The 24,102-nt window shown below is 71.4% G+C and carries 20 protein-coding genes; 11 read left to right on the plus strand and 9 right to left on the minus strand.

Features of this window, described 5'->3' with window-relative positions:
• Window positions 1-31: 31 nt before the first annotated feature.
• A complete protein-coding gene (locus ACIOWN_RS25500; RefSeq protein ID WP_401983409.1) occupies window positions 32-550 on the plus strand; it encodes a DUF3291 domain-containing protein in 519 nt (172 codons plus the stop codon).
• On the opposite strand, the gene ACIOWN_RS25505 is transcribed toward ACIOWN_RS25500, so the two are convergent.
• Complete coding sequence (locus ACIOWN_RS25505; RefSeq protein ID WP_362353166.1) at window positions 532-1,644, minus strand: ferritin-like domain-containing protein; 1,113 nt, start codon at window positions 1,642-1,644, stop codon at window positions 532-534. The two genes, ACIOWN_RS25500 and ACIOWN_RS25505, sit on opposite strands and share 19 nt — an antisense overlap.
• A 152-nt stretch (window positions 1,645-1,796) precedes the next feature.
• On the opposite strand from ACIOWN_RS25505, the gene ACIOWN_RS25510 reads away from it, so the two are divergent.
• The 4 genes from ACIOWN_RS25510 to ACIOWN_RS25525 all read left to right on the plus strand — a co-directional run bounded on the left by ACIOWN_RS25510 (window position 1,797) and on the right by ACIOWN_RS25525 (window position 4,980).
• Complete coding sequence (locus ACIOWN_RS25510) at window positions 1,797-2,735, plus strand: diiron oxygenase (protein WP_362353167.1); 939 nt, start codon at window positions 1,797-1,799, stop codon at window positions 2,733-2,735.
• Between the two features lie 49 nt (window positions 2,736-2,784).
• The gene (locus ACIOWN_RS25515) at window positions 2,785-3,444 is read left to right on the plus strand and encodes a helix-turn-helix domain-containing protein (protein WP_362353168.1); all 660 of its coding nucleotides are present in this window, start codon (window positions 2,785-2,787) and stop codon (window positions 3,442-3,444) included.
• On the plus strand, window positions 3,437-3,757 hold the full coding sequence (locus tag ACIOWN_RS25520) for a hypothetical protein (protein WP_199836572.1): 321 nt from the start codon (window positions 3,437-3,439) through the stop codon (window positions 3,755-3,757). Before ACIOWN_RS25515 ends, ACIOWN_RS25520 begins: the two co-directional genes overlap by 8 nt.
• A gap of 104 nt (window positions 3,758-3,861) precedes the next feature.
• Window positions 3,862-4,980 carry an NlpC/P60 family protein gene (locus ACIOWN_RS25525; protein ID WP_362353170.1) on the plus strand — a complete coding sequence of 373 codons (1,119 nt, stop codon included), beginning with the start codon at window positions 3,862-3,864 and terminating at the stop codon, window positions 4,978-4,980.
• Here ACIOWN_RS25525 and ACIOWN_RS25530 read toward each other — a convergent pair.
• From ACIOWN_RS25530 to ACIOWN_RS25550, 5 genes are all read right to left on the minus strand, one after another.
• Entirely contained in the window at window positions 4,977-6,239 is a 1,263-nt protein-coding gene (locus ACIOWN_RS25530) for a styrene monooxygenase/indole monooxygenase family protein (RefSeq protein ID WP_401983410.1), read from the minus strand. The genes ACIOWN_RS25525 and ACIOWN_RS25530 overlap by 4 nt on opposite strands.
• A gap of 61 nt (window positions 6,240-6,300) precedes the next feature.
• On the minus strand, window positions 6,301-6,942 hold the full coding sequence (locus ACIOWN_RS25535; protein WP_362353174.1) for an ATP/GTP-binding protein: 642 nt from the start codon (window positions 6,940-6,942) through the stop codon (window positions 6,301-6,303).
• Window positions 6,923-7,339 (minus strand): DUF742 domain-containing protein, encoded by a 417-nt coding sequence (locus ACIOWN_RS25540; RefSeq protein WP_362353176.1) that lies wholly within the window; start codon window positions 7,337-7,339, stop codon window positions 6,923-6,925. Before ACIOWN_RS25540 ends, ACIOWN_RS25535 begins: the two co-directional genes overlap by 20 nt.
• A complete protein-coding gene (locus ACIOWN_RS25545; RefSeq protein ID WP_362353178.1) occupies window positions 7,336-7,878 on the minus strand; it encodes a roadblock/LC7 domain-containing protein in 543 nt (180 codons plus the stop codon). Before ACIOWN_RS25545 ends, ACIOWN_RS25540 begins: the two co-directional genes overlap by 4 nt.
• Complete coding sequence (locus ACIOWN_RS25550; RefSeq protein WP_401983411.1) at window positions 7,875-10,835, minus strand: nitrate- and nitrite sensing domain-containing protein; 2,961 nt, start codon at window positions 10,833-10,835, stop codon at window positions 7,875-7,877. Before ACIOWN_RS25550 ends, ACIOWN_RS25545 begins: the two co-directional genes overlap by 4 nt.
• Window positions 10,836-11,294: 459 nt before the next feature.
• Between ACIOWN_RS25550 and ACIOWN_RS25555 the strand changes: the two genes are divergently transcribed.
• The gene (locus ACIOWN_RS25555; RefSeq protein ID WP_362353182.1) at window positions 11,295-12,083 is read left to right on the plus strand and encodes a protein phosphatase 2C domain-containing protein; all 789 of its coding nucleotides are present in this window, start codon (window positions 11,295-11,297) and stop codon (window positions 12,081-12,083) included.
• Between the two features lie 27 nt (window positions 12,084-12,110).
• Here ACIOWN_RS25555 and ACIOWN_RS25560 read toward each other — a convergent pair whose 3' ends face one another.
• Window positions 12,111-12,602, minus strand: a complete 492-nt coding sequence (locus tag ACIOWN_RS25560) for a MarR family transcriptional regulator (RefSeq protein ID WP_362353183.1) — start codon at window positions 12,600-12,602, stop codon at window positions 12,111-12,113.
• A gap of 196 nt (window positions 12,603-12,798) precedes the next feature.
• On the opposite strand from ACIOWN_RS25560, the gene ACIOWN_RS25565 reads away from it, so the two are divergent.
• On the plus strand, window positions 12,799-13,623 hold the full coding sequence (locus ACIOWN_RS25565; RefSeq protein WP_362353185.1) for a lysozyme: 825 nt from the start codon (window positions 12,799-12,801) through the stop codon (window positions 13,621-13,623).
• Between the two features lie 168 nt (window positions 13,624-13,791).
• Here ACIOWN_RS25565 and lon read toward each other — a convergent pair whose 3' ends face one another.
• Both lon and ACIOWN_RS25575 read right to left on the minus strand, forming a co-directional pair.
• Complete coding sequence (gene lon, locus ACIOWN_RS25570) at window positions 13,792-16,224, minus strand: endopeptidase La (protein WP_362353187.1); 2,433 nt, start codon at window positions 16,222-16,224, stop codon at window positions 13,792-13,794.
• 89 nt (window positions 16,225-16,313) lie between these two features.
• Window positions 16,314-17,117 carry a rhomboid-like protein gene (locus ACIOWN_RS25575; protein WP_401983412.1) on the minus strand — a complete coding sequence of 268 codons (804 nt, stop codon included), beginning with the start codon at window positions 17,115-17,117 and terminating at the stop codon, window positions 16,314-16,316.
• A gap of 216 nt (window positions 17,118-17,333) precedes the next feature.
• On the opposite strand from ACIOWN_RS25575, the gene ACIOWN_RS25580 reads away from it, so the two are divergent.
• The 4 genes from ACIOWN_RS25580 (at window position 17,334) to ACIOWN_RS25595 (ending at window position 24,059) form a co-directional block, all read left to right on the plus strand.
• Window positions 17,334-18,011, plus strand: a complete 678-nt coding sequence (locus tag ACIOWN_RS25580; protein ID WP_362353191.1) for a spermidine synthase — start codon at window positions 17,334-17,336, stop codon at window positions 18,009-18,011.
• A gap of 121 nt (window positions 18,012-18,132) precedes the next feature.
• The gene (locus ACIOWN_RS25585; protein ID WP_362353193.1) at window positions 18,133-18,870 is read left to right on the plus strand and encodes a response regulator transcription factor; all 738 of its coding nucleotides are present in this window, start codon (window positions 18,133-18,135) and stop codon (window positions 18,868-18,870) included.
• Entirely contained in the window at window positions 18,867-19,973 is a 1,107-nt protein-coding gene (locus ACIOWN_RS25590) for an ATP-binding protein (RefSeq protein ID WP_362353195.1), read from the plus strand. Before ACIOWN_RS25585 ends, ACIOWN_RS25590 begins: the two co-directional genes overlap by 4 nt.
• A gap of 282 nt (window positions 19,974-20,255) precedes the next feature.
• Entirely contained in the window at window positions 20,256-24,059 is a 3,804-nt protein-coding gene (locus tag ACIOWN_RS25595) for a multifunctional oxoglutarate decarboxylase/oxoglutarate dehydrogenase thiamine pyrophosphate-binding subunit/dihydrolipoyllysine-residue succinyltransferase subunit (protein ID WP_362353197.1), read from the plus strand.
• Window positions 24,060-24,102 lie beyond the last annotated feature (43 nt).

Genomic DNA, 24,102 nt, shown 5'->3' on the forward strand with positions numbered 1-24,102 from the left:
GGAGCGGCCTGGGCCGTCCTAACGTTCGGGCATGACGATTCCGGCATCGGTGCACGAACTCGCCCAGGTCAACATCGCCCGCCTCAACGCCCCTTTGGACTCACCGCGGTTGAAGGACTTCGTGGAAGCGCTCGACCCGGTGAACGCCGACGCGGAGGCCGCGGACGGTTTCGTCTGGCGGCTGAAGAGCGACTCGGGCAACGCGACGGACGTGGCGGTCTTCGGTGACGCGTGGCTGATCGTCAACATGTCGGTGTGGCGGGACACGAAGGCCCTGACGGCCTACATGTACCGGGGCAGGCACCGGGAGATGCTCGCCCGCCGCCGGGAGTTCTTCGAGCGGCCGACGGAGGCGGTCACCGCGCTGTGGTGGGTTCCGGCGGGTCACCGTCCCACGGTGGCGGAGGCGGAGGAACGGCTCCTCCACCTCCGTGAACACGGCCCGTCCGAGTACGCGTTCACCCTGCGCGCGACGTTCCCGCCCCGGCGTGCGGTGCCGGTGACCGGCGGGGTGCCCGGGGGGCCGGGCGATCAGCCGGTGAGGCGCTGACCCTCCTCGATCGCCTCCTCCACCTCCGCGACCCGCTCCCGCTCCTCGACCGCGAAGCGTTCCGCGTCCAGCTTCTCGGCGATCTCCTCGTCCTGGGCCATGAGCTGGTCCAGGCTGGAGTCGCCCATCTCGAGGACGCCCATGTCGACGTAGGCCTGCTGGAGGCGTTTGCCCCACAGGCCGATGTCCTTGACGCAGGGGACGATGCGGCTGAAGAGCAACTGGCGGAAGAGCTGCAGGAATTCGGAGCGCTCGCTGAGCTCGTCGGCCTCCGCCCTGGGGATGCCGAAGTTCTCCAGGACCTCCACGCCGCGCAGGCGGTCGCGCATCAAGTAGCAGCCCTCGATGACGAATTCCTCGCGTTCGCGCAGTTCGGCGTCGGTGAGCTGCCGGTAGTGGTCGCGCAGGGCCATGCGGCCGAAGGCCACGTGCCGGGCCTCGTCCTGCATGACGTAGGCGAGGATCTGCTTGGGCAGGGGCTTGTTCGTGGTGTCGCGGATCATGCCGAAGGCCGCCAGGGCGAGGCCTTCGATCAGCACCTGCATGCCCAGGTACGGCATGTCCCAGCGGCTGTCGCGGAGGGTGTCGCCGAGGAGGGACTGGAGGTTGTCGTTGATCGGGTAGAGCATCCCGATCTTCTCGTGCAGGAAACGGCCGTAGATCTCGGCGTGCCGGGCCTCGTCCACGGTCTGGGTCGCGGAGTAGAACTTGGCGTCCAGGTCGGGCACGGACTCCACGATCCGCGCGGCGCAGATCATCGCGCCCTGCTCGCCGTGCAGGAACTGGCTGAACTGCCAGGCCGCGAAGTGGCGGCGCAGCTCGCCCTTGTCCCGGTCGGTCATCTTCGCCCAGTACGGGGTGCCGTAGAGGGTCATCGCCTCCTCGGGGGTGCCGAGCGGGTCGTACGGGTCCACCTCCAGGTCCCAGTCGATCCGCTTCTGCCCGTCCCACTGCTTGTCCTTGCCCTTCTGGTAGAGGGCGAGGAGGCGGTCGCGGCCGTTGTCGTACTCCCAGCTGAAGCGAGCCGCGCCGGTCGCGGGGACCTGCCAGTGCGCGTCACCCGGGTTCCTGGCGTACAGGTCGTAGGTCGGCATACTCCGCAGGTTCACATGTAGACGGCGAGTCAACAAGTCGTGCGTGAGGGATTGACGGGCTTGCTGACAGGCAGTCTCATAAGAGGCGGAGAACCTGACCGCCGGGTAACCAGCCGAGCCGGCCACATCCCGTACGACGAGGTGGGACAGTCATGACGACCGTGACGGAAGACGGCGCGCTCGCGGGCCTGCGCGACGCGCTCGGCCTGCTCAAGGACCGGGAGCAGGTGGCCGAGCGGCTGCTCGCCTCTTCCGCCAGGCACTCCTTCGACCCCGACAAGGAACTGGACTGGGACGCGCCCTTCGAGGAGGGCAAGTGGTTCTGGCCGCCGGAGCTGGTGTCGCTGTACGGCACGCCGCTGTGGAAGCGGATGGGCGAGGAGCAGCGGATCCTGCTGTCCCGGCACGAGGCCGCGGCGCTCGCCTCCCTCGGCATCTGGTTCGAGCTGATCCTCATGCAGCTCCTCGTACGGCACATCTACGACAAGGCGGCCACGAGCGCGCATGTGCGGTACGCGCTGACCGAGATCGAGGACGAATGCCGGCACTCGAAGATGTTCGCCCGCCTGATAGCGCGCGGCGACACGCCCTGGTACCCGGTGAGCCGGGCGCACCAGAACCTCGGCCGGCTCTTCAAGACGATTTCCACGACCCCCGGCTCCTTCACCGCGACCCTGCTGGGCGAGGAGGTCCTGGACTGGATGCAGCGGCTGACGTTCCCGGACGAGCGGGTGCAGCCGCTCATCCGGGGCGTCACCCGCATCCACGTCGTCGAGGAGGCCCGCCATGTCCGGTACGCCCGCGAGGAGTTGCGCCGGCAGATGGTGACGGCGCCGAGGTGGTCGCAGGAGTTCACCCGGATCACCTCGGGCGAGTTCGCCCGGGTCTTCTCGACCGCCTTCGTCAACCCCGAGGTGTACACGAACGTGGGCCTCGACAAGCGGGAGGCGATGGTCCAGGTGAAGGCGAGCGGCCACCGGCGGGAGGTCATGCGGACGGGAGCGAGGCGTCTGACGGATTTCCTGGACGACATCGGCGTACTGCGCGGAGCGGGCCGCCGCCTCTGGCAGGCCTCGGGCCTCCTGCCCTGAAAGGCGCGGACCCGGGTGGGGGCTGGGGCGGGCGATTACGCTGCTGGTCATGAGCCCTGCCGCGTCCAGTCCCGCGTACCGTCGCCTCAGCGTCGAGGAGCGGCGGGCCCAGTTGCTCGACGCGGCGCTGTCGCTCTTCGCGCACCGGGCGCCCGAGGAGGTGTCGCTGGACGACGTGGCCGAGGCGGCGGGGGTGTCGCGGCCGCTGGTGTACCGGTACTTCCCGGGCGGCAAGCAGCAGCTGTACGAGGCCGCTCTGCGGTCCGCGGCCGAGGAGCTGCGGCACTGCTTCGGCGAGCCGCAGGAGGGCCCGCCGCTGCCCCGACTCGCCCGTGCCCTGGACCGTTACCTGGCCTTCGTCGACCAGCACGACGCCGGGTTCACGGCGCTGCTCCAGGGCGGCAGCGTGGTGGAGACGTCCCGGACGACGGCCATCGTGGACGGCGTGCGCCGGGCCGCCGCCGAGCGGATCCTGAGCCATCTGGAGGTCGCGGACCCCGGCCCCCGGCTGCGCATGACCGTGCGGATGTGGATCACGGCCGTGGAGGCCGCCTCCCTGATCTGGCTGGACGAGGACAAGCAGCCGCCCGCCGAGGAGCTGCGGGACTGGCTGGTCGAGCAGTTCGTGGCCGTGCTGACCGTGACCGCCGCCCGGGACGCGCAGACCGCCGAGCTGGTGGGGCGCGCCCTGGCGCAGGCGGATGGCTGACACTGGTGCCGTGAAGAGCGAAAACACCCCCTTCGAGGGCGGCCCGATGGACGGGCGGGTGCTGCCCGTGCTGGTGGGGCCCACCGGAAACCCGCCGAAGACCTACCGCATCCCGGTGCCGGACGCCGCCGGCGGACCGCCGACCGTGCTCGTCTACCGGCGGGTACCGCGCGGGCACAGCAAACGCCTGGGACTGCCCAGGGGGTGGAAGTACGAGTTCGACCCGGAGGGCAGGAGCGGCGGCCGGCTGAAATGGCCGTGGTCCAAGCCGGAGCCACGGGGCGGCGGCGAGCCGGACACCACCGGCGGGTGACGTCGTTGCGCCGTACGGCGCACCAACAGCACAGAAAGTCGGTTCATACGTCGAATCCTCACGTGCGGAGCGGAAACGCCGCCCGCAACACGGGAGGTGATGACGTGTCAGGAAGAGTGCCGCGTCTGGTGTGTACGGCGGCGGTGGCCGCGCAGGCCGCCCTCGTACCGGTGGCCGCCGTGGCCGCGCCCGGGCCGCAGGAGCCCGGACAGCGGTCCGTCTCGGAGCTGCTGACGGACCTGCAGAAGCTGTACCGGCAGACCGAGCAGGCCACCGAGACCTACAACGCCACCGCCGAGCGGCTGAAACGGCAGCGCGTCGAGGCCGACCGCCTCGACGCCGACCTCGGCGCCGCCCGGCGGGCCCTGCGCGACAGCCGCGCGCAGGCGGCACGGCTGGCCCTTCAGCAGTACCAGGGCAGCAGCACCGAACTCTCCCCGTACCTGCGGCTGCTGCTGGCACCCGACCCGCAGCAGGCACTGGCGGAGGGGCATCTGCTCGGGCAGCTGGCGCGGGAGCGGGCCGAGACGGTCAGGCGGCTCACCATCAACGAGAAGAAGGCCGCCGACCTCGCCGGCAAGGCCCGCAGGACACTCGACACCCGGGTCGCGCTCGCCCGGCGGCAGCAGCAGGCCCGGGACGACGTCCAGGCACGGCTGCACGACGTGGAGAAGCTGCTGTCCTCACTCAGCGCCGAACAGGTGACGGCGCTGGCCCGGACCGAGACGGACGGGTCCACCGCGGCACAGCGCTCGTTCCTGGCCTCCGGGGTGCTCAGAGGCCTCCGCAGTCCGTCACGGGAGGGCGACGAGGCCGTGCGCTACGCCGTGCGCCAGCTCGGCAAGCCGTACCAGTGGGGCGCCACGGGGCCGCAGGCGTACGACTGCTCGGGACTGACCTCGCAGGCCTGGGAGCACGCCGGGACGCCCATCCCGCGCACCAGCCAGGAGCAGTGGGCACGGCTGAAACACATCCCGCTGCGCGAGCTCAGGCCCGGCGACCTGGTCGTCTACTTCCCCGAGGCCACGCATGTCGCGCTCTACCTCGGCGACGGGATGGTGGTGCAGGCCCCGCGGCCCGGCAAGAAAGTGAAGGTCTCACCGGTCGCGGCCAACCCGGTGCTGGGCGCCGTACGGCCCGATCCGGGCGGGGAGCCCATGCGGCGGTACACACCGCCGGAGCTCCCCCGCGGCGCCCTGACCAAGCCTCACGCCCGTCTTTAGGCGACGGACGCCTCGGAGACCTCGGCGAGGTAGGCCCGGGCCTTGTCCGGGTCGAAGAAGAAGTTCTCCAGATCGGCCGGGTCGTCGAAGCAGTTCACGAAGCGGTCGGCGACCGGCTGGAGCTGACCCGCCGCACCGAGGAGGTTCAGGACGTGCTCCGGCGGCGGGGCCAGCATGGCGTTGGTCCACTTGGTGACGTGCCGGGCGGTGGCCCAGTAGCGGTCGAACGTCTGCCGCATCCACGTCTCGTCGAACGGCTTGTCGCCGTGCTCGAGGATGGCGGCCAGGTACGCGGCGGCACACTTGGAGGCCGAGTTGGAGCCCTGGCCGGTGATCGGGTCGTTGGCGACGACGACGTCGGCGACGCCGAGGACCAGCCCGCCGCCGGGCAGCCGGCCGACCGGCTTGCGCACGGTCGGTGCGTAGCGGCCGGCGAGCGTGCCGCCGGCGTCCGTGAGTTCGACGCCGGCGGTCCGGGCGTACTCCCAGGGCAGGAACGTCCTCATCAGGTCCAGCGTCAGGGCCAGGTGCTCGGACGGGTCCTTGATCCCCCGGAAGGCGTCGAGCGGGCCGCCGGGGACGCCCTCCCAGAACAGGATGTCGGCACGGCCGGACAGGGTGAGCGTCGGCATGATGAACATCTCGCCGACGCCGGGCACCAGGTTGCAGCGGACCGCGTCGAACTCCGGGTGCTCCGGACGCGGGCCCAGGCCGTGCACGTACGCCACCGCCAGCGCGCGCTGCGGCTCGCTGTGCGGGGAGCGGGAGGCGTCCCGCTCGAACATCTTCACCAGCTCACCCTTGCCCGCGGAGACGAGGACGAGGTCGTACGTACGGGAGAAGTAGTCCAGGTCGCCGACCGCGGCGCCGTGGATGACGAGCCGGCCGCCGCGCTGGGCGAACGTCTCCATCCAGCCGGCCATCTTCACCCGCTGGTCGACCGACTGCGCGTACCCGTCGAGCCGGCCCACCCAGTCGACCGCCCGCTGCGAGGGGCCGGGGTCGAAGGAGCCGGGGGCGGCGACGGAGACGCCGAGGCCCTCGATGTCCGGGGCCTGGGACTCCCAGAAGTTCAGCTTCAGGTCCCGCTCGTGCTGAAGGGCCGTATGGAACATGCACTGTGTCGACATGACCCTCCCGGTGCGGATCTCGTCCGCGGTCCGGTTGGACATCAGGGTGACCTCGTACCCGTGCGACTGGAGTCCGAGGGCCAGCTGGAGACCGGACTGCCCGGCCCCCACGACGAGTATCTTCCGCATACGGGTGCTGCCTCCTACTGCTTCGGGACTGCTCGCTGGACTGCTCGGGGAGCGGGTGCGGTTACTCCTCGGGGGTCTCCTCGAGTGCGTGGGCCACCAGGGCCAGCAGGGTCTCGATGGCCGAGATCCGCCGCCGGGCGTCCATGATCATGACAGGTATGTGCGCGGGTATCGACAGGGCCTCCCGCACGTCCTCCGGGTCGAACTGCTCGCTGCCCTCGAAGTGGTTGACGGCGACGATGTACGGCAGCCCGCAGCTCTCGAAGTAGTCCAGCGCCGGGAAGCAGTCCTTCAGACGGCGGGTGTCGGCCAGGACCACGGCGCCGATCGCGCCGCGCACCAGGTCGTCCCACATGAACCAGAACCGCTGCTGCCCCGGCGTGCCGAACACGTAGAGCACGAGGTCGTCGTCGAGCGTGATCCGGCCGTAGTCCATGGCGACCGTGGTGGTCGTCTTGTCCGGCGTGTCGGTGAGGTCGTCGGTCCCCTCGCTCGCCTCGGTCATCAGCGCCTCTGTCTGCAGGGGCGTGATCTCCGAGACGGCGGTGACCAGCGTGGTCTTGCCGACGCCGAAGCCGCCGGCCACCACGATCTTCGTGGCGACCGGGGCACGGGTGCGGTCCGTCTGCCAGGGCTGCAGGGCCTCGTCGGGCTCGGCGAGCGGGGGGACGCCCACGGCGGCGTCAGAGACGGCGGAGTCCACTCAGTACCCTTTCCAGCAGCACGCGGTCCGGCCGGCCCGTGCCATGACCGGTTCCGGTTCCGTACACACGGATCTTTCCCTGGTCCGCGAGGTCGCTCAGCAGCACGCGGACCACGCCGAGCGGCATCTTCAGCAGCGCGGCGATCTCCGCCACCGTCCGCATCCGGTGGCACAGTGCGACGATGGCCCGCACCTCGGGCATGCCCGGGTGGGCGAGCGAGCCGCAGGTCAGCTCCTTGCGCTCCTCCGGGGCCTCGAGCGCGGCCACGAAAGTCTCCACCTGGAGCACGTGGCCGAAGCACGTACGGCCGCCGGTGAGCGAGTAGGGGCGGACGCGGGAGGCCTTGCGGTCACCGCCGCGGACCGGGAGCTGCCGTTTGGACGTACTGCCGCTCATCGGGCCGTCCCTTCGGTGCTCCCGTCGGTTTCCAGGGACTTGCGCAGCTCGCTGCGGAGTTCCGGCGTCAGGACGTGTCCGGCCCGGCCGACGAAGAGCGCCATGTGGTAGGCCACCACGCTCATGTCGCAGTCCGCGGAGCCGTGCACGCCGAGCAGCGACCCGTCGCTGATCGACATGACGAACAGGCTGCCCTCGTCCATCGCGACCATCGTGTGCTTGACCGTGCCGGAGTCCATCAGCTTGGCGGCGCCGAGCGTGAGGCTGCCGATGCCGGAGACGATGGTGGCGAGGTCGGCGGCGGAGCCGCGCGGACCGGTGCGCTTCCCACCGGCCTGGCGGACCTTGTCGACGGGGGTCCCCCCGCGCGGGCTCGTTCGAGCGTTAGCGAGGTCGGGATCCGAGGAGAGGAGCAGGAGGCCGTCGGAGGAGACGACGGCCACCGACTCGATGCCGGGGACCTCCTCGACGAGGTTCGTCAGCAGCCAGTGCAGGTTGCGGGCCTCACTGCTCAGTCCGAAGGTACTGGGCGCGGTCAACTGCTTGCCTCCTCGACTGTGCCCCCCGTGTTCTGATCGGCGATCTCCGCCTCCGCCTCGCGGTAGCCCTCCTGCGCTCCCCGGTGGAAGCCGCCCAGGCGGCGGCGGAGTGCCTCGGCGTCCACGGAAGCGTTGCGCTGGCGCGGGGCCGGGGCGGGGGCGGAGATCCTCGGGGTCCGCTTGGGCAGACCCTTGGCGGTGACCTCGTCCTCCGCCGCGTCGGGGGTGCGGTGGTGTTCCGCCTCGGCGTCGCCGTCGGCGGGGGCGTTCTGCTGCGGGGGCAGCGTGGTGCGGGCGGCCTCGGCACGGGCTTCGCCCGCGAGCGGCGCCGAGGTCTCGGGCTGGATCGCGTCCTCGTCCGGTTCGCTCCCGGCCGCGGGGGTTTCCCGGCCGGGTGCGGACGGTGCCCGCTCGTCGTCGGCGGGCGCGGGGTGCGGACGCGCCGGGTCCGACTCGCCCGCGGGCGACGGAAGCAGAAGCTCCATCGTCGTCTCGGCCGGCGGCGCCGAGCCCTCATCCACGGAACCCTCGGCGACCGGTCCTCCGGCCGCCGGCTCTCCGGTGGCCGGTCTCTCGGCGGCCGGTCTCTCGGCGGCCGGTTCTCCGGCGCCCGGTCCCTCGGCAGCCGGGCCTCCGGCGGCCGGGCCATCGGAGGCCGGGCCTCCGGTGGGCAGTTCATCGGGGGCCGGCTTCTCGGTCGACGGGGACTCGGTGGGACGGTCCTCGTTCGGCGCCTCCGCCTCGCGTACCGCCTTCTCGGCCAGCGCGACCAGGGGGTCGGTGCCCTCGGTGCGGGTGGGCAGGACGTTGGAGTTGGCCTCGGCCGCGGCGCCCGGCAGGGAGACCGCGGGGGTCTCGCCCGGCGCCGGGGCGGAGTCCGCGACGGCGGAGGCGGGCGCGGCCGCCAGCACGGACTTGGGGACGACCACGACAGCCGCGATGCCGCCCTGCTTCTGCTCGCGCAGCTGCACGCGCACACCGTGCCGGTGGGCGAGGCGGGCCACGACGTACAGGCCGAGGCCCAGACCCTGGTCGCCCTCCTCGTCGTAGGCGGACTTCGGGTCGAACTCGGTGAGCCGGACGTTGAGGCGGGCCAGCCGCTCCTCGGGCACGCCGATGCCCTCGTCCTGGACGGAGAGCATGACCTCGCCGTTCTCCAGGAGCCAGCCGGAGACCTCGACGGGCTGGTCGGGCGGGGAGAACGAGGTCGCGTTCTCCAGGAGTTCGGCCAGCAGGTGGGACAGGTCGTCCGCCGCGAAGCCCGCGACATGCGCGTGCGGCGGGAGCGCGGCGATGCGGACGCGCTCGTAGCGCTCGATCTCGCTGACCGCGGCGCGTACGACGTCGACCAGCGGGACCGGCCCGGCGTGCTGCTGGACGTGCTCGGAGCCGGCCAGCACCAGCAGGTTCTCGCTGTGCCGGCGCATGACCGTGGCGAAGTGGTCGAGCTTGAAGAGGGTGGACAGGCGGTCGGGGTCCTGCTCCCGGTCCTCCAGGCCCTCGATGACGGTGAGTTGCCGCTCCACCAGACCCAGCGTGCGCAGCGCGAGATTGACGAAGCTGCCGCCTATGCCGCTGCGCATCCGCTCCAACTGGGCGGCGGAGTCAGCGAGTTCGGCGCGCAGCTCCTCGCGGGCGTCGGCCATCTTCTGGCGCTGGCCGACCAGGTGCTTGCGGTCGGTCTCCAGCGTGGCGATCCGCTCGGTGAGCGTGACGGCCTGCGCGTGCAGGGTGTTGACCGAGCGGACGACCTGCGCGAACTCGTCGTTGCGGCCGGTGAACTTGACGGGTTCCTCGGTGGCCGGGTCCTGCGCGCCCGCCAGCCGTGCCGAGCCCAGGCGCAGCACCGCGAGCGGCCGGGTCAGGGTCCGGGCGAGTCCGGTGGCGATGCCGATGGTGACCAGCAGCAGGGCGCCGAGCAGCGCGACACGGATCTCCAGCGCGGTGACGTCGTCGTCGCGGAGCTGTGCCAGGTCCTTGGTGCGGTGGTCGTACAGGGAGGACTCGGCGCCGCGCATCAGGTCGACACGGGCGCTGAGCGCGGCGTCGGCCTTGGTGACGCTGGTGGCCAGGTCGCTGCCGGAGAGCGTCGGCTGCCCGGTCAGCGCGGTGAGGTACTTGTCCGCGGTGTCGACCTCGGCTCCGCTCACCGTGGAGTCGTACGCCGCGAGGGCCTTCTTGGGCGCGGTGTCGCGGAAGCCGGCGAGGGCGGCGTCCGAGCGCAGCCGGGCCTGCTGGGCGGCGGCGCTCAGGGCGTCACGCTGCTTGGTGTCGGCCTCCGAGGAGGTGGCGGTCTGGGTGGGCAGGCCGGTGACGGGGTCGTAGACGGTCTGCGTGGTGTGCGGCACGTTCAGTGCCGCGAGCAGCAGTCCGCGGGTGGCGGCGGCCTGCTGGACGGCCACGTCGAGCTGGGCGAGCGCGTGGGCGCCGGCGCCGGCCCGCGTGGGCATCCGCTCGGCCAACTGCTCGGCGAGCTTGTGCAGCTCGGTGATGGCGGCGGAGTAGGCCTGGTGGACCTCGAGGGCGGTGCTCTTCCCGGTGAGCGCGGAGCGGCGCACGGCGGCGATGCCGTCGAGGTCCTCGCGCAGCCAGGCGGGCGTGTCGGTGTCGGCGCGCAGCTCGTCGACCTGGCGGTCCACGCGGGCGCTGCTCTGCTCGGAGGGCGCCTTGGCTCCGGGACGGCCGGCCGCGACGTAGGAGGTGACCTCGTCGCGCTCGTCGGCCAGCGAGTGGGCGAGGCCGAGCGCGTCCTGGGTCTGCCCGGCGAGCGTCACCAGGTTCTGGGTGTCGTTCACCTGCCCGGAGGCGGCTATCAAGGAGGGCGCGCCCGCACCGGCCACCGCGGCCGCCACGACGGCGACGGCGGCGATCAGCCGGTTGCGTACGTGTGTGGGACGGCCCTTGCCGACGGGGGTGACGGTGGGCGTGCCGGGCGTCTGCGCCGGGACTCCTGCCATGGCCGTCTGCTTGCCTGCGCGCCGAGGCCGCTTCTTCTGCACCGGTGCTCGCATTCCTGTACTCGTGTACTCATGGGCACGGGTGGTGCCCCGTCAGCTGGCGCGGACGGGTGCGTACACCCTCCCCACGCTCTCGACTCCGCTCGAGCAGGGGGGACCTGCATCGGTTCCCGACCCTCCCAGTGCCGGTGGGCAGTGGTCCTGCATCGTCCGACCGGCCACCCGAAGGAGTGAACCCCGGAGGGTAGTTGGCGGGCAAGTTCCTCCGGCGTGTGCACGGGCACGGCGAGGTGGGCCGGTTGGACGTCTGCGGCGGGCTTTGGCAGTATTCGCCGCCACGTCTTCCCGGAGCGATCCAATTGCACCCAAACCAGGCGGCTGACCTGCGTCGCCTCGTCGATTCCCGGATGGTTGCCACCCTTTCGCAAGGCTTGTGAAGGGCTCGTGCAGACTGGCCGGATGCGCACTGAGGTTGTTTCGGAGCCCGGCCGTCCCGACTGCCCCAACGAGGACTTCGCGAGTGTCGGACTACCCGCGTCTGGACAGGGTGGTTGCCTCGTCGTCCTGGACGGGGTGACACCGCCGCGGACCGGGACGGGGTGTTCGCATTCGGTCTCCTGGTTCACCGCCCGGCTGGGCGGCGCGCTGACCGAACTGACGGTTTCCTGCCGAGATCTGACGCTGTCGGAGATTCTTTCGCGAGCGATCCTCCGTACCGCCGAGTCGCACGCTCCGACCTGTGACCTTTCTCACCCGCGCACGCCTCAGGCAACCGTCGTTCTGGCCCGCTGGTCGGCGGAGGCGGTCGACTACCTGGTGCTGTCCGACTCGGTGCTGCTGCTGGAGTCCCCCGACGGCTCGGTCACCCCGGTCCTGGACGACCGGCTGGCCCGGCTGCCCCGGGCGTCGCTCGCCACGGACGCGCTCATCGACGCCGTCGTGCGCAACAAGGAGGGCGGCTTCTTCACCGCGGCGGCGGATCCCTCGGTGGCCGCCCGCGCCGTGACGGGCAGCGTGCCGCGCGCCGGGGTCCGCGCGCTGGCCGCGCTGACGGACGGGTCGGCGCGGTGGGTGGAGAAGTTCCACGCGGGCGACTGGGCACGGTGCCTCGGGCTGGTGCGCGAGGAGGGCGCGGGCTCGCTGGTGCGCCGGGTGCGGGCCCTGGAGACGGCCGACAAGGAGGAGCGCACGTATCTGCGGCGCAGCAAGACGCACGACGACGCGACGGTGGTGTTCGTGGAACCGTGATCACGGCCAGCCGGGCGCCGCGACCGGCTACTTCTCCGTGACCTGGTTCAACTCGTGCAGCAGACGGGCCAGTTCGGCCACCTCACGGCGGTCCCAGTGGGCGAGCTGGCTGACGTAGCGGGCGCGGCGCGCCTCGCGCACCTGGCCGACCCGGCGGCGGCCGTCGTCGGTGAGGGCCACCAGCCAGGCCCGTCCGTCGGCGGGGTCCGGTTCCCGGGCGACGAGACCGAGTTGCTCCAGGGCGTGCAGCTGGCGTGACATGGTCGCCTTGCCGACGCCGATGTACCCGGCGAGCTCCGTGGCGCGCTGGCGGCCGCACTCCTCCAGTCGGACCAGCAGTCCGTAGGCGGCGGGCTCCAGGTGCGGGTGGACCTCGCGCGCCATCTCGCCCTGGTTGGCCCGTGCGCGGCGCAGCAGCACCGTCAGTTCGCGTTCGAGGGACAGGAACTCCCGGTCCGCACCGCTCGGGGACGCGCCGGACACGGCCCCACGTCCGCCGCTGTTTGCGTCTTCGTGCACGTCAGCCCCTGCCTGAAGGTTTCCTGTTCCTGAAAGTTTCCGCCAGTCGGCGCCATCACCGCAGCTCCGTCAGTATTTCGCAGGCGTAGACCATCGGCAGACCCCGGGACCCCTTCCCAGGCTCCGGTCTACGTGCGTAGCTTCCGACAAGCCCCGCATCCCCCCACCGAGCACCACCGAGCTTCGGAGGCACGTCATGTCCGTGCACAGACCCGGAACGGCCCGCGTGCGGCGGATCACCGCCGCGGGAGCCCTGCTCGCCGCGTTCTCCCTGCTCCTCACCCTCCCGTCCGCCGCCGCCACCGCGCCCGCCCGCGGCTCCGCCCACATGGGCATGGGCGTCGTGCCGCACGACGGCCGGGGCGGCACGCCGGCCGGCGGGAACACCGCCGTCGCCCAGACCGAGGGTGTCGACGTGTCCGGCTACCAGGGCAGCGTCGCCTGGCCCACGCTCTGGAACAGCGGCGTCAAATGGGCGTACGCGAAGGCCACCGAGGGGACGTACTACACGAACCCCTCCTTCGCCCAGCAGTACAACGGCTCGTACAACGTGGGCATGATCCGCGGCGCGTACCACTTCGCCACCCCGGACACCACGAGCGGCGCGGCCCAGGCCAACTACTTCGTCGACCACGGCGGCGGCTGGTCCCGCGACGGCAGGACCCTGCCCGGCACCCTCGACATCGAGTGGAACCCGTACGGGGCCGCCTGCTACGGCAAGACGGCGAGCGCGATGGTCAGCTGGATCGCCGACTTCCTGAACACCTACAAGGCCCGCACGGGCCGGGACGCCGTGATCTACACGGCCACGAGCTGGTGGACCGACTGCACCGGCAACTACGGCGGTTTCGCCGCCAACAACCCGCTGTGGATAGCCCGTTACGCCTCGGACCCGGGCACCCTGCCGGCCGGCTGGGGCTTCTACACCATGTGGCAGTACACCTCGTCAGGCCCGACGGTCGGCGACCACGACAAGTTCAACGGCGCCCTGGACCGGGTCCAGGCACTGGCCAACGGCTGACGCCGCTGCGGTACTCCCCGGCCGAGGGCAGGGGGTCGCCCCCGGCCGGGGCCCCGGGGCCCGCCCGGCACAAGCGCGGCGGCCCACACCGAGCGCACCCCGGGAAACACCCGGCCGAACCACCGCGGCTTGTGGCGCGGTGGTTCGGCCGGGCGCGGCTGCGCCGGGTCACGCGGCGGCCGGGATCTCCGGTGAGGCGCCGTTCGTCGCCGGGGCGAGGGCCAGTTCCAGGACCTGGCGGACGTCCGTGACGGTGTGGACGTCGAGCCGGTCCAGGACCTCCGCCGGGACGTCGTCCAGGTCGGGCTCGTTGCGCTTGGGGATGACCACCGTGGTCACACCCGCGCGATGGGCGGCGAGCAGCTTCTGCTTGACGCCGCCGATGGGCAGGACACGGCCCGTCAGCGAGACCTCGCCGGTCATCGCCACGTCCGTGCGGACCAGGCGGCCCGACAGGAGCGAGGCGAGCGCGGTCGTCATCGTGATGCCCGCGCTCGGACCGTCCTTCGGCACCGCGCCCGCCGGGAAGTGGATGTGCACGCCCCGGTCCTTCAGATCGCCCACGGGCAGCTCCAGCTCGGCGCCGTGGCTGCGCAGGAAGCTCAGCGCGATCTGCGCGGACTCCTTCATCACGTCGCCCAGCTGACCGGTCAGGGTCAGCCCGGCCGCACCCGTCTCCGGGTCCGCCAGGGACGCCTCGACGAAGAGGACGTCGCCTCCGGCCCCGGTGACCGCGAGGCCCGTCGCCACACCCGGGACGGACGTACGCCGCTCGGCCGGGTCCTGCGCGGACTCCGGAACATGGTGCGGACGCCCGATCAGTCCCCGCAGCTCACCGTCGGTGACGGTGAACGGCAGCTCCCGCTCGCCCAGTTCGTGCTGGGCCGCGATCTTGCGCAGCAGCCGCGCGATGGACCGCTCCAGGGTCCGCACGCCCGCCTCACGCGTGTACTCGCCGGCGAGCCTGCGCAGCGCGCCCTCCTCGATCGTCACCTCGTCCTGGCGCAGACCGGCCCGCTCGAGCTGGCGCGGAAGCAGGTGGTCGCGGGCGATGACGACCTTCTCGTCCTCCGTGTAGCCGTCCAGGCGCACGATCTCCATCCGGTCGGCCAGCGCCTCCGGGATCGCCTCCAGAACGTTGGCCGTGGCCAGGAAGACGACGTCGGACAGGTCCAGCTCCACCTCCAGGTAGTGGTCCCGGAAGGTGTGGTTCTGCGCCGGGTCCAGGACTTCGAGCAGCGCCGCGGCCGGGTCGCCGCGGAAGTCGGAGCCCACCTTGTCGATCTCGTCGAGCAGGACCACCGGGTTCATCGACCCGGCCTCCTTGACGGCGCGCACGATCCGCCCGGGCAGCGCGCCCACGTACGTACGCCGGTGGCCGCGGATCTCCGCCTCGTCCCGGACGCCGCCCAGGGCGACGCGCACGAACTTGCGGCCCATGGCGTGGGCGACGGACTCGCCGAGGCTGGTCTTGCCCACGCCGGGCGGCCCGACGAGCGCGAGCACGGCACCGCCGCGCCGCCCGCCGATCACGCCGAGGCCCCGTTCGCCGCGCCGCTTGCGCACCGCCAGGTACTCGGTGATCCGCTCCTTCACGTCCTCGAGGCCGGCGTGCTCGGCGTCCAGGACCGCTCTGGCGCCCTGGATGTCGTAGGCGGAAGCACTGTCGTCGGTCCGCTCGTTCCACGGCATGCCGAGGACCGTGTCGAGCCAGGTGCGGATCCAGGAGCCCTCGGGCGAGGCGTCGGAGGACCGCTCCAGCTTGTCGACCTCCTTGAGCGCGGCCTCCCGGACCTTCTCGGGCAGGTCGGCGGCCTCGACACGGGCGCGGTAGTCGTCGGACTCCTCGCCGTCGCTCTCGCCGTTCAGTTCGCGCAGTTCCTTGCGGACGGCCTCCAGCTGGCGGCGCAGCAGGAACTCGCGCTGCTGCTTGTCGACGCCCTCCTGGACGTCCTTGGCGATGGACTCGGCCACGTCCTGCTCGGCGAGGTGGTCGCGCAGTTGCCGGGTGGCGAGCCTGAGGCGGGCCACCGGGTCGGCGGTCTCCAGCAGCTCGACCTTCTGCTCGGTGGTCAGGAAGGGCGAGTAGCCGGAGTTGTCGGCGAGCGCGGAGACGTCGTCGATGGCCTGCACACGGTCGACGACCTGCCAGGCGCCGCGCTTGCGCAGCCAGGCGGTGGCGAGCGCCTTGTACTCCTTCATCAGGTCGGCGATCTGGCCGGACACCGGCTCGGGCACGTTCTCGTCGATCCGGGTCCCCTCGACCCACAGCGCGGCGCCGGGGCCGGTGGTCCCGGCTCCGATCCGCACCCGGCCGCGCCCGCGGATGAGCGCGCCCGGGTCGCCGTCGGCCAGGCGGCCCACCTGTTCGACCGTGCCCAGTACACCGGTCCTGGCGTACGTCCCCTCGACCCTCGGCACCAGCAGCACCCTGGGCTTGCCCGGCTCGTCCCGCGCGGCGGCCTGCGCGGCCTCCACCGCGGCCCGTACCTCGGCGTCGCTCAGATCCAGCGGAACCACCATCCCGGGCAGCACGACCTCGTCGTCGAGCGGCAGCACGGGCAGGGTGAGCGGTGTGAACTCGGTGGACTCAGCAGCCATGATCTCCCCTTCGGCAGTCAAGTTGAGTTATGCCGACTCAATGCATGGGGCGGATCGATTGTTCCCCGACACCTGTTCGCTCTGAGCGATCACTCCGCGGCACGTGCCCGGCGCCCGCGGCGTATCACCGGCCACGTCGCCACGCCGAGCCCCACCGCGATCAGATGGCCGCAGCTCGTCATCGGGTCGACGAAGCCCGTCAGGTCCTGGACCAGCAGGGCCACGAACACGAGGAGCAGGGGCCAGCGCAGCCAGGGCGTGAGCAGACCGGCCAGGGCGCCGAGGCTGGCCGCGACACCGAAGCTGATGCCGTAGTCGAGGCGGTGCGCCGAGCTGCCCGGCAGGCGGCCCGCGAGCACCGCGAGCCCGACGGGGACCTCGGTGGCGAGGGTGGCCAGCACGTGCCCGAACAGGAACACACCGGCGGTACGCAGTCCGCCTGTCCGCCGTTCCAGCGCGGTGAGCACCAGCAGGAAGCACAGGGAGTACGCCGACACGACGCCGCCCGCGATCCACAGCGCACTGGCGGGCAGCACCAGCAGGGGCGCCCGCACCAGATGGGCGACGTCCGTGCTGGAGCTCTGGTGCAGGGCGTCCACCACCGCGGGATCGGCGTACCGGGCGACGAGCGAGGTGACGGCGAGCAGGGCCGTGTACCCGAAGGTGAACGGGGTGCCCGTGGGGCTGGGCAGCAGCCGCCACGGACGCAGACCGCGCAGCCCCGCGGCGGGTCTCGCCGAGCGAGCAGGCTCCCCACCCGCGTCCACCGGGGCGGCGTCGCCCGCCCGCTGCTGCGGCATCCCGTCCAGCGCCTGCGGCACCTGTGCCGCAGGCTGAGGCGACCCCGAAGGTGTCGGCGAGTCCGGGGGGCCGGCCGTCGCGGTCCGTTCCACGGTGCGGCGCTCCTTCCGTCGCGCCCCACACTTCGTGCCCCCGGCGCCCCTGTCCATGACCGACGCCACCCGCGCGGCGATTCTCAGCAACCTTTGAGTTCCCGGCGGCCCCCGCGACCCGGACACCCCGGCGGCGCGCGGCCCGCCGGGCGCTCGCACACGGGTGTCACCCGTAATTCATGTGGGCTTGCGGGCCCGTTGGGGCAGGATGACCCCATGACCGGCTCCTACGACGCACCTGAGGTGCTGGACCGCCGCGAGGGCCCCTACGGCGAGGTCGTGCTGCGCCGGCACGGGGCGCTGCTGCAGATCATCGCCAACGGCTGCTTCCTGATGGACACCTCCGACGGGCGCTCCGAGCGCCTCCTGGTCGACGCGGCGCTGGCCGCGCTGCCGGAGCGGCGGGCGCCGAGCGTGCTGATCGGCGGCCTCGGCGTCGGCTTCTCACTCGCGCACGCCGCGGCGGACCCGCGCTGGGGACGGATCACCGTTGTCGAACGCGAACGCGCGATCATCGACTGGCACCGCGACGGAGCCCTCGCCGAGCTGACCGCGGAGGCGCTGGCCGACCCGCGCACCGAGGTCGTGGAAGACGACTTGATCGCCTACGTCAATGAGACATCCGACACGTTCGACGCGCTGTGCCTGGACATCGACAACGGCCCCGACTGGACCGTCACCGAGGACAACGAGGAGCTGTACGGGCCGACCGGACTGGCAAGCTGCTCAAGGGCTTTGAGGCCCGGCGGGGTGCTCGCGGTGTGGTCCGCGAAGCCATCTGCGGAATTTGAAGGAACCTTGCGGAATGTCGGATTCCGGCAGGTGCGCACCGAAGAGGTCCCCGTTGCCCGGGGCGTTCCGGACGTCGTGCACCTCGCGGTCCGACCTGGATAGCAAAGGCGCGTCCGGTCCCCGTACGCTGCTCCCTTGGCGCCGATCATTCAAGCGTCAATCGCAACTACGCGCAGTCAAGGGATCACCCCACGGATTCCGGAAAGCAACTCAGGGGCGGGCGATGGATCAGACACACACCGCGCACAACGGCACGACGGCCACCCCGGGCGCTCAGCGCCGGGTCCTGGTGGTCGAGGACGACCAGACCATCATGGATGCCATCGCCACCCGCCTGCGCGCCGAGGGATTCCTCGTGCAGACCGCGGGCGACGGCCCGGCGGCCGTCGACACCGCCGAGGCCTGGCAGCCGGACCTGCTGATCCTCGACATCATGCTGCCCGGCTTCGACGGCCTGGAGGTCTGCCGCCGCGTGCAGGCCCAGCGCCCGGTGCCGGTGCTGATGCTCACCGCGCGGGACGACGAGACCGACATGCTGGTCGGCCTCGGGGTCGGCGCCGACGACTACATGACCAAGCCGTTCTCGATGCGGGAGCTGGCCGCACGCGTGCACGTGCTGCTGCGCCGCATGGAGCGGGCCGCGCTGGCCGCGGCGACCCCGCGCAGCGGCATACTGCGCCTGGGCGAGCTGGAGATCGACCACGCCCAGCGCCGGGTGCGCGTGCGCGGCGAGGACGTCCACCTCACCCCCACCGAGTTCGACCTGCTGGTGTGCCTGGCGAACACCCCGCGCGCGGTGCTCTCGCGCGAGCAGCTCCTTGCGGAGGTGTGGGACTGGGCGGACGCCTCCGGCACCCGGACCGTGGACAGCCACATCAAGGCGCTGCGCCGGAAGATCGGCGCGGAGCGGATCCGCACGGTGCACGGCGTGGGCTACGCCCTGGAGACACCGACACCATGAGGGACGGGCCGGCCGCACGGAGGAACCAGGGCGAGCCCTGGGGTGGCGTACGCCCGTTCTCGATCAAGACCAAGCTGGGCGCACTGGTCGTCATATCGGTGCTGATCACCACGGGTCTGCTGCTGATCGCCGTGCGCACGGCGACGGAGCTGCGGTTCATCACGGTCTTCTCGATGATCGCCACCCTGCTCATCACGCAGTTCGTGGCGCACTCGCTCACCGCGCCGCTGGACGAGATGAACACGGTGGCCCGCTCCATCTCGCACGGCGACTACACGCGCCGGGTGCGCGAGAACCGCCGGGACGAGCTGGGCGACCTGGCCCAGACGATCAACCGCATGGCCGACGACCTGGAGGCCGAGGACCGCCAGCGCAAGGAGCTGGTGGCCAACGTCTCGCACGAGCTGCGCACGCCCATCGCGGGCCTGCGCGCGGTGCTGGAGAACATCGTCGACGGGGTCACGGAGGCCGACCCCGAGACCATGCGCACGGCGCTGAAGCAGACCGAGCGGCTGGGCCGGCTGGTGGAGACGCTCCTCGACCTGTCCCGGCTGGACAACGGCGTGGTGCCGCTCAAGCTGCGCCGTTTCGAGGTGTGGCCCTACCTGGCGGGCGTGCTGAAGGAGGCCAACATGGTCGCCTCGGCCCGCGCGGGCATCGCCTCCGGCTCCGGCAGTCACACCCGTACGGACGTCCATCTGCACCTGGACGTCTTCCCGTCCGACCTGACCGCGCACGCCGACCCCGAGCGCATCCACCAGGTGGTCGCCAACCTGATCGACAACGCGGTCAAGCACAGCCCGCCGCACGGGCGCGTGACCGTGAAGGCGCGGCGCGGCGCGCGGCCGCACTCGCTGGAGCTCGAGGTCCTGGACGAGGGGCCCGGCATCCCGCGTTCGGAGTGGCACCGCGTCTTCGAACGTTTCGACCGGGGCGCGGTGCACCGGCCGCACGGTCCGGGCAGCGACGGCGGCACCGGACTCGGTCTCGCGATCGCCCGCTGGGCGGTGGACCTGCACGGCGGCCGGATCGGTGTGGCCGAATCCGAGCGGGGCTGCCGGATCCTTGTCACTCTTCCGGGTCCGCCGTCTTTGCCAAGTTGACGTAAAGTTCGATCACGAACCCCAAGATCCACGAGCGTCCCCGCAGGCGGACACGTGTGATCAGACAGGGGCCTGCATCCCACAGGGGTCAGGCCCGGGTCCCCCCTTCCCTGGCGCAGCGGAACCACGCTTGTTTCCCGCCATTTCAAGTCCCGAAACCCGGATTTTGATGTGACTTACATGACGAAGGAGTGGCCCGACCTGACCTTCCCCCTCTCAGGGGCGTAGCCTTTATTCCCGCTGTCCATCATTCTTGTGAAGCGGAAGAGGGCGGTTGCCGCCGTGTCGCCACAGTCCCCCAGTAACTCGAGCATCTCGACCGACACCGACCAAGCCGGGAAGACCTCCGCGGCCGCGTTCGGTGCCAATGAGTGGCTCGTCGACGAGATCTATCAGCAGTACCTCCAGGACCCGAACTCCGTAGACCGCGCCTGGTGGGACTTCTTCGCCGACTACAAGCCGGGGGCCGCCGCCCCGCAGGCTCCGGCGGGTACCGCGGCCGCGGGGGCCGCGGAGACCACCACCACGGCCCAGGCGGCGCCCGCCGCCGCGCCGGCCGCCCCTGCCAGGCCCGCTCCCCAGGCCGCCGCACCGGTGCAGCCCCCGGCCGCTCCGGTACAGCCCCCGGCCGCACCCCGGCCCGCGGCCGCCGCTCCGGCGCCCGCGAAGCCCGCGGCTCAGGCCCCGGCGCCGGTGAAGCCCGCCGTCGAGGCTCCCGCGGGTCCGGAGCTCGTCACGCTGCGCGGCCCCTCCGCCGCGGTCGCGAAGAACATGAACGCCTCGCTGGAGCTGCCCACGGCCACGTCCGTGCGCGCCGTCCCGGTGAAGCTGCTGTTCGACAACCGCATCGTCATCAACAACCACCTCAAGCGGGCCCGCGGCGGGAAGATCTCCTTCACGCACATCATCGGCTACGCGATGGTCCAGGCCATCAAGCAGATGCCGTCGATGAACTGGTCCTTCGCGCAGAAGGACGGCAAGCCCACGCTGGTCAAGCCGGAGCACGTCAACCTCGGCCTGGCCATCGACCTGGTGAAGCCCAACGGCGACCGCCAGCTCGTCGTGGCCGCCATCAAGAAGGCCGAGACGCTGAACTTCTTCGAGTTCTGGCAGGCCTACGAGGACATCGTCCGTCGCGCCCGCGACAACAAGCTGACGATGGACGACTTCACCGGCGTCACCGTCTCCCTCACCAACCCCGGCGGTCTCGGCACGGTCCACTCCGTGCCGCGGCTGATGCCCGGCCAGTCGGTGATCATGGGCGTCGGCTCCATGGACTACCCGGCGGAGTTCCAGGGCACCTCCCAGGACACCCTGAACAAGCTCGGCATCTCCAAGGTCATGACGCTCACGTCGACCTACGACCACCGGGTCATCCAGGGCGCCGCCTCCGGCGAGTTCCTGCGCGCCGTCGCCAACCTGCTGCTCGGCGAGCACGACTTCTACGACGACGTCTTCAAGTCGCTGCGCATCCCCTACGAGCCGGTCCGCTGGCTCAAGGACATCGACGCCTCGCACGACGACGACGTCACGAAGGCCGCCCGCGTCTTCGAGCTGATCCACTCCTACCGGGTCCGCGGCCACGTCATGGCCGACACCGACCCGCTGGAGTACCAGCAGCGCAAGCACCCCGACCTGGACATCACCGAGCACGGGCTCACCCTGTGGGACCTGGAGCGCGACTTCGCGGTCGGCGGCTTCGCCGGCAAGACGCTGATGAAGCTGCGCGACATCCTCGGCGTGCTGCGCGACTCGTACTGCCGCACGGTCGGCATCGAGTTCATGCACATCCAGGACCCCAGGCAGCGCAGGTGGATCCAGGACCGCGTGGAGCGCCCGCACTCCAAGCCGGAGCGCGAGGAGCAGCTGCGCATCCTGCGCCGGCTGAACGCGGCGGAGGCCTTCGAGACCTTCCTGCAGACGAAGTACGTCGGCCAGAAGCGGTTCTCCCTGGAGGGCGGCGAGTCCGTCATCCCGCTCCTTGACGCGGTCATCGACTCGGCGGCCGAGTCCCGCCTGGACGAGGTCGTCATCGGCATGGCCCACCGCGGCCGCCTCAACGTCCTGGCCAACATCGTCGGCAAGTCGTACGCGCAGATCTTCCGCGAGTTCGAGGGCAACCTCGACCCGAAGTCGATGCACGGCTCCGGCGACGTGAAGTACCACCTGGGCGCCGAGGGCACGTTCACCGGCCTGGACGGCGAGCAGATCAACGTCTCGCTGGTGGCCAACCCCTCCCACCTGGAGGCGGTGGACCCGGTCCTGGAGGGCGTCTCCCGCGCCAAGCAGGACATCATCAACAAGGGCGGCACGGACTTCACGGTCCTGCCGGTGGCCATCCACGGCGACGCGGCCTTCGCTGGCCAGGGCGTGGTGGCCGAGACCCTGAACATGTCGCAGCTGCGCGGCTACCGCACCGGCGGCACGGTCCACATCGTCATCAACAACCAGGTCGGCTTCACGGCCGCCCCGGAGTCCTCGCGTTCCTCCATGTACGCGACGGACGTGGCGCGGATGATCGAGGCCCCGATCTTCCACGTGAACGGCGACGACCCGGAGGCCGTGGTCCGCGTGGCGCGGCTCGCCTTCGAGTTCCGCCAGGCGTTCAACAAGGATGTGGTGATCGACCTCATCTGCTACCGCCGCCGCGGTCACAACGAGTCGGACAACCCGGCCTTCACCCAGCCGCTGATGTACGACCTGATCGACAAGAAGCGCTCGGTGCGCAAGCTCTACACCGAGTCGCTGATCGGTCGGGGCGACATCACCCTGGAAGAGGCCGAGCAGGCACTGCAGGACTACCAGGGTCAGCTGGAGAAGGTCTTCACCGAGGTCCGCGAGGCCACCGCCCAGCCGGTCTCCGGTGACGTCCAGGCGCCGCAGGACGGCTTCCCTGTCGCGGTCTCCACGGCCGTCTCCGCCGAGGTCGTCAAGCGCATCGCCGAGTCCCAGGTCAACATCCCCGACCACATCACCGTCCACCCGCGGCTGCTGCCGCAGCTCCAGCGCCGGGCGGCGATGGTCGAGGACGGCACGATCGACTGGGGCATGGGCGAGACCCTCGCCATCGGCTCGCTGCTCCTGGAGGGCGTCCCGGTCCGGCTGTCCGGCCAGGACTCCCGCCGCGGCACCTTCGGCCAGCGGCACGCGGTGATCATCGACCGTGAGACGGGCGAGGACTTCACCCCGCTGCTGTACCTGTCCGAGGACCAGGCCCGGTACAACGTCTACGACTCGCTGCTCTCCGAGTACGCGGCGATGGGCTTCGAGTACGGCTACTCGCTGGCCCGTCCGGACGCGCTGGTGATGTGGGAGGCCCAGTTCGGCGACTTCACCAACGGCGCCCAGACGGTGGTGGACGAGTTCATCTCCTCCGCCGAGCAGAAGTGGGGCCAGACCTCCGGCGTCACCCTGCTCCTGCCGCACGGCTACGAGGGCCAGGGCCCGGACCACTCCTCCGCCCGCCCGGAGCGGTTCCTCCAGCTCTGCGCGCAGAACAACATGACGGTCGCGATGCCGACCCTGCCGTCGAGCTACTTCCACCTCCTGCGGTGGCAGGTGCACAACCCGCACCACAAGCCGCTGGTCGTCTTCACCCCGAAGTCGATGCTGCGCCTGAAGGCCGCGGCCTCGAAGGCGGAGGAGTTCACCGCGGGCCAGTTCCGTCCGGTCATCGGCGACGCGTCGGTGGACCCGGCGGCGGTCAGGAAGGTCGTCTTCACGGCGGGCAAGGTCTACTACGACCTGGACGCCGAGCGGAAGAAGCGCGGCGTGACCGATACGGCGATCATCCGCCTCGAGCGGCTCTACCCGCTGCCGGGTGCCGAGCTCCAGGCCGAGATCGCGAAGTACCCGAACGCGGAGAAGTACCTCTGGGCCCAGGAGGAGCCGGCGAACCAGGGCGCGTGGCCGTTCATCGCCCTGAACCTCATCGACCACCTGGACCTGGCGGTCGGCGCGGACATCCCGGCCGGCGAGCGCCTGCGCCGCATCTCCCGTCCGCACAGCTCCTCCCCGGCCGTCGGTTCCGCGAAGCGGCACCAGGCGGAGCAGGAGCAGCTGGTGCGCGAGGTGTTCGAGGCGTAACCCCTTCCTCGGTTGGCACCTGACCGGGCCGCACCCCCTTCAG

This window comes from Streptomyces sp. NPDC087787 (genome assembly GCF_044743035.1).
GTDB lineage: Bacteria > Actinomycetota > Actinomycetes > Streptomycetales > Streptomycetaceae > Streptomyces.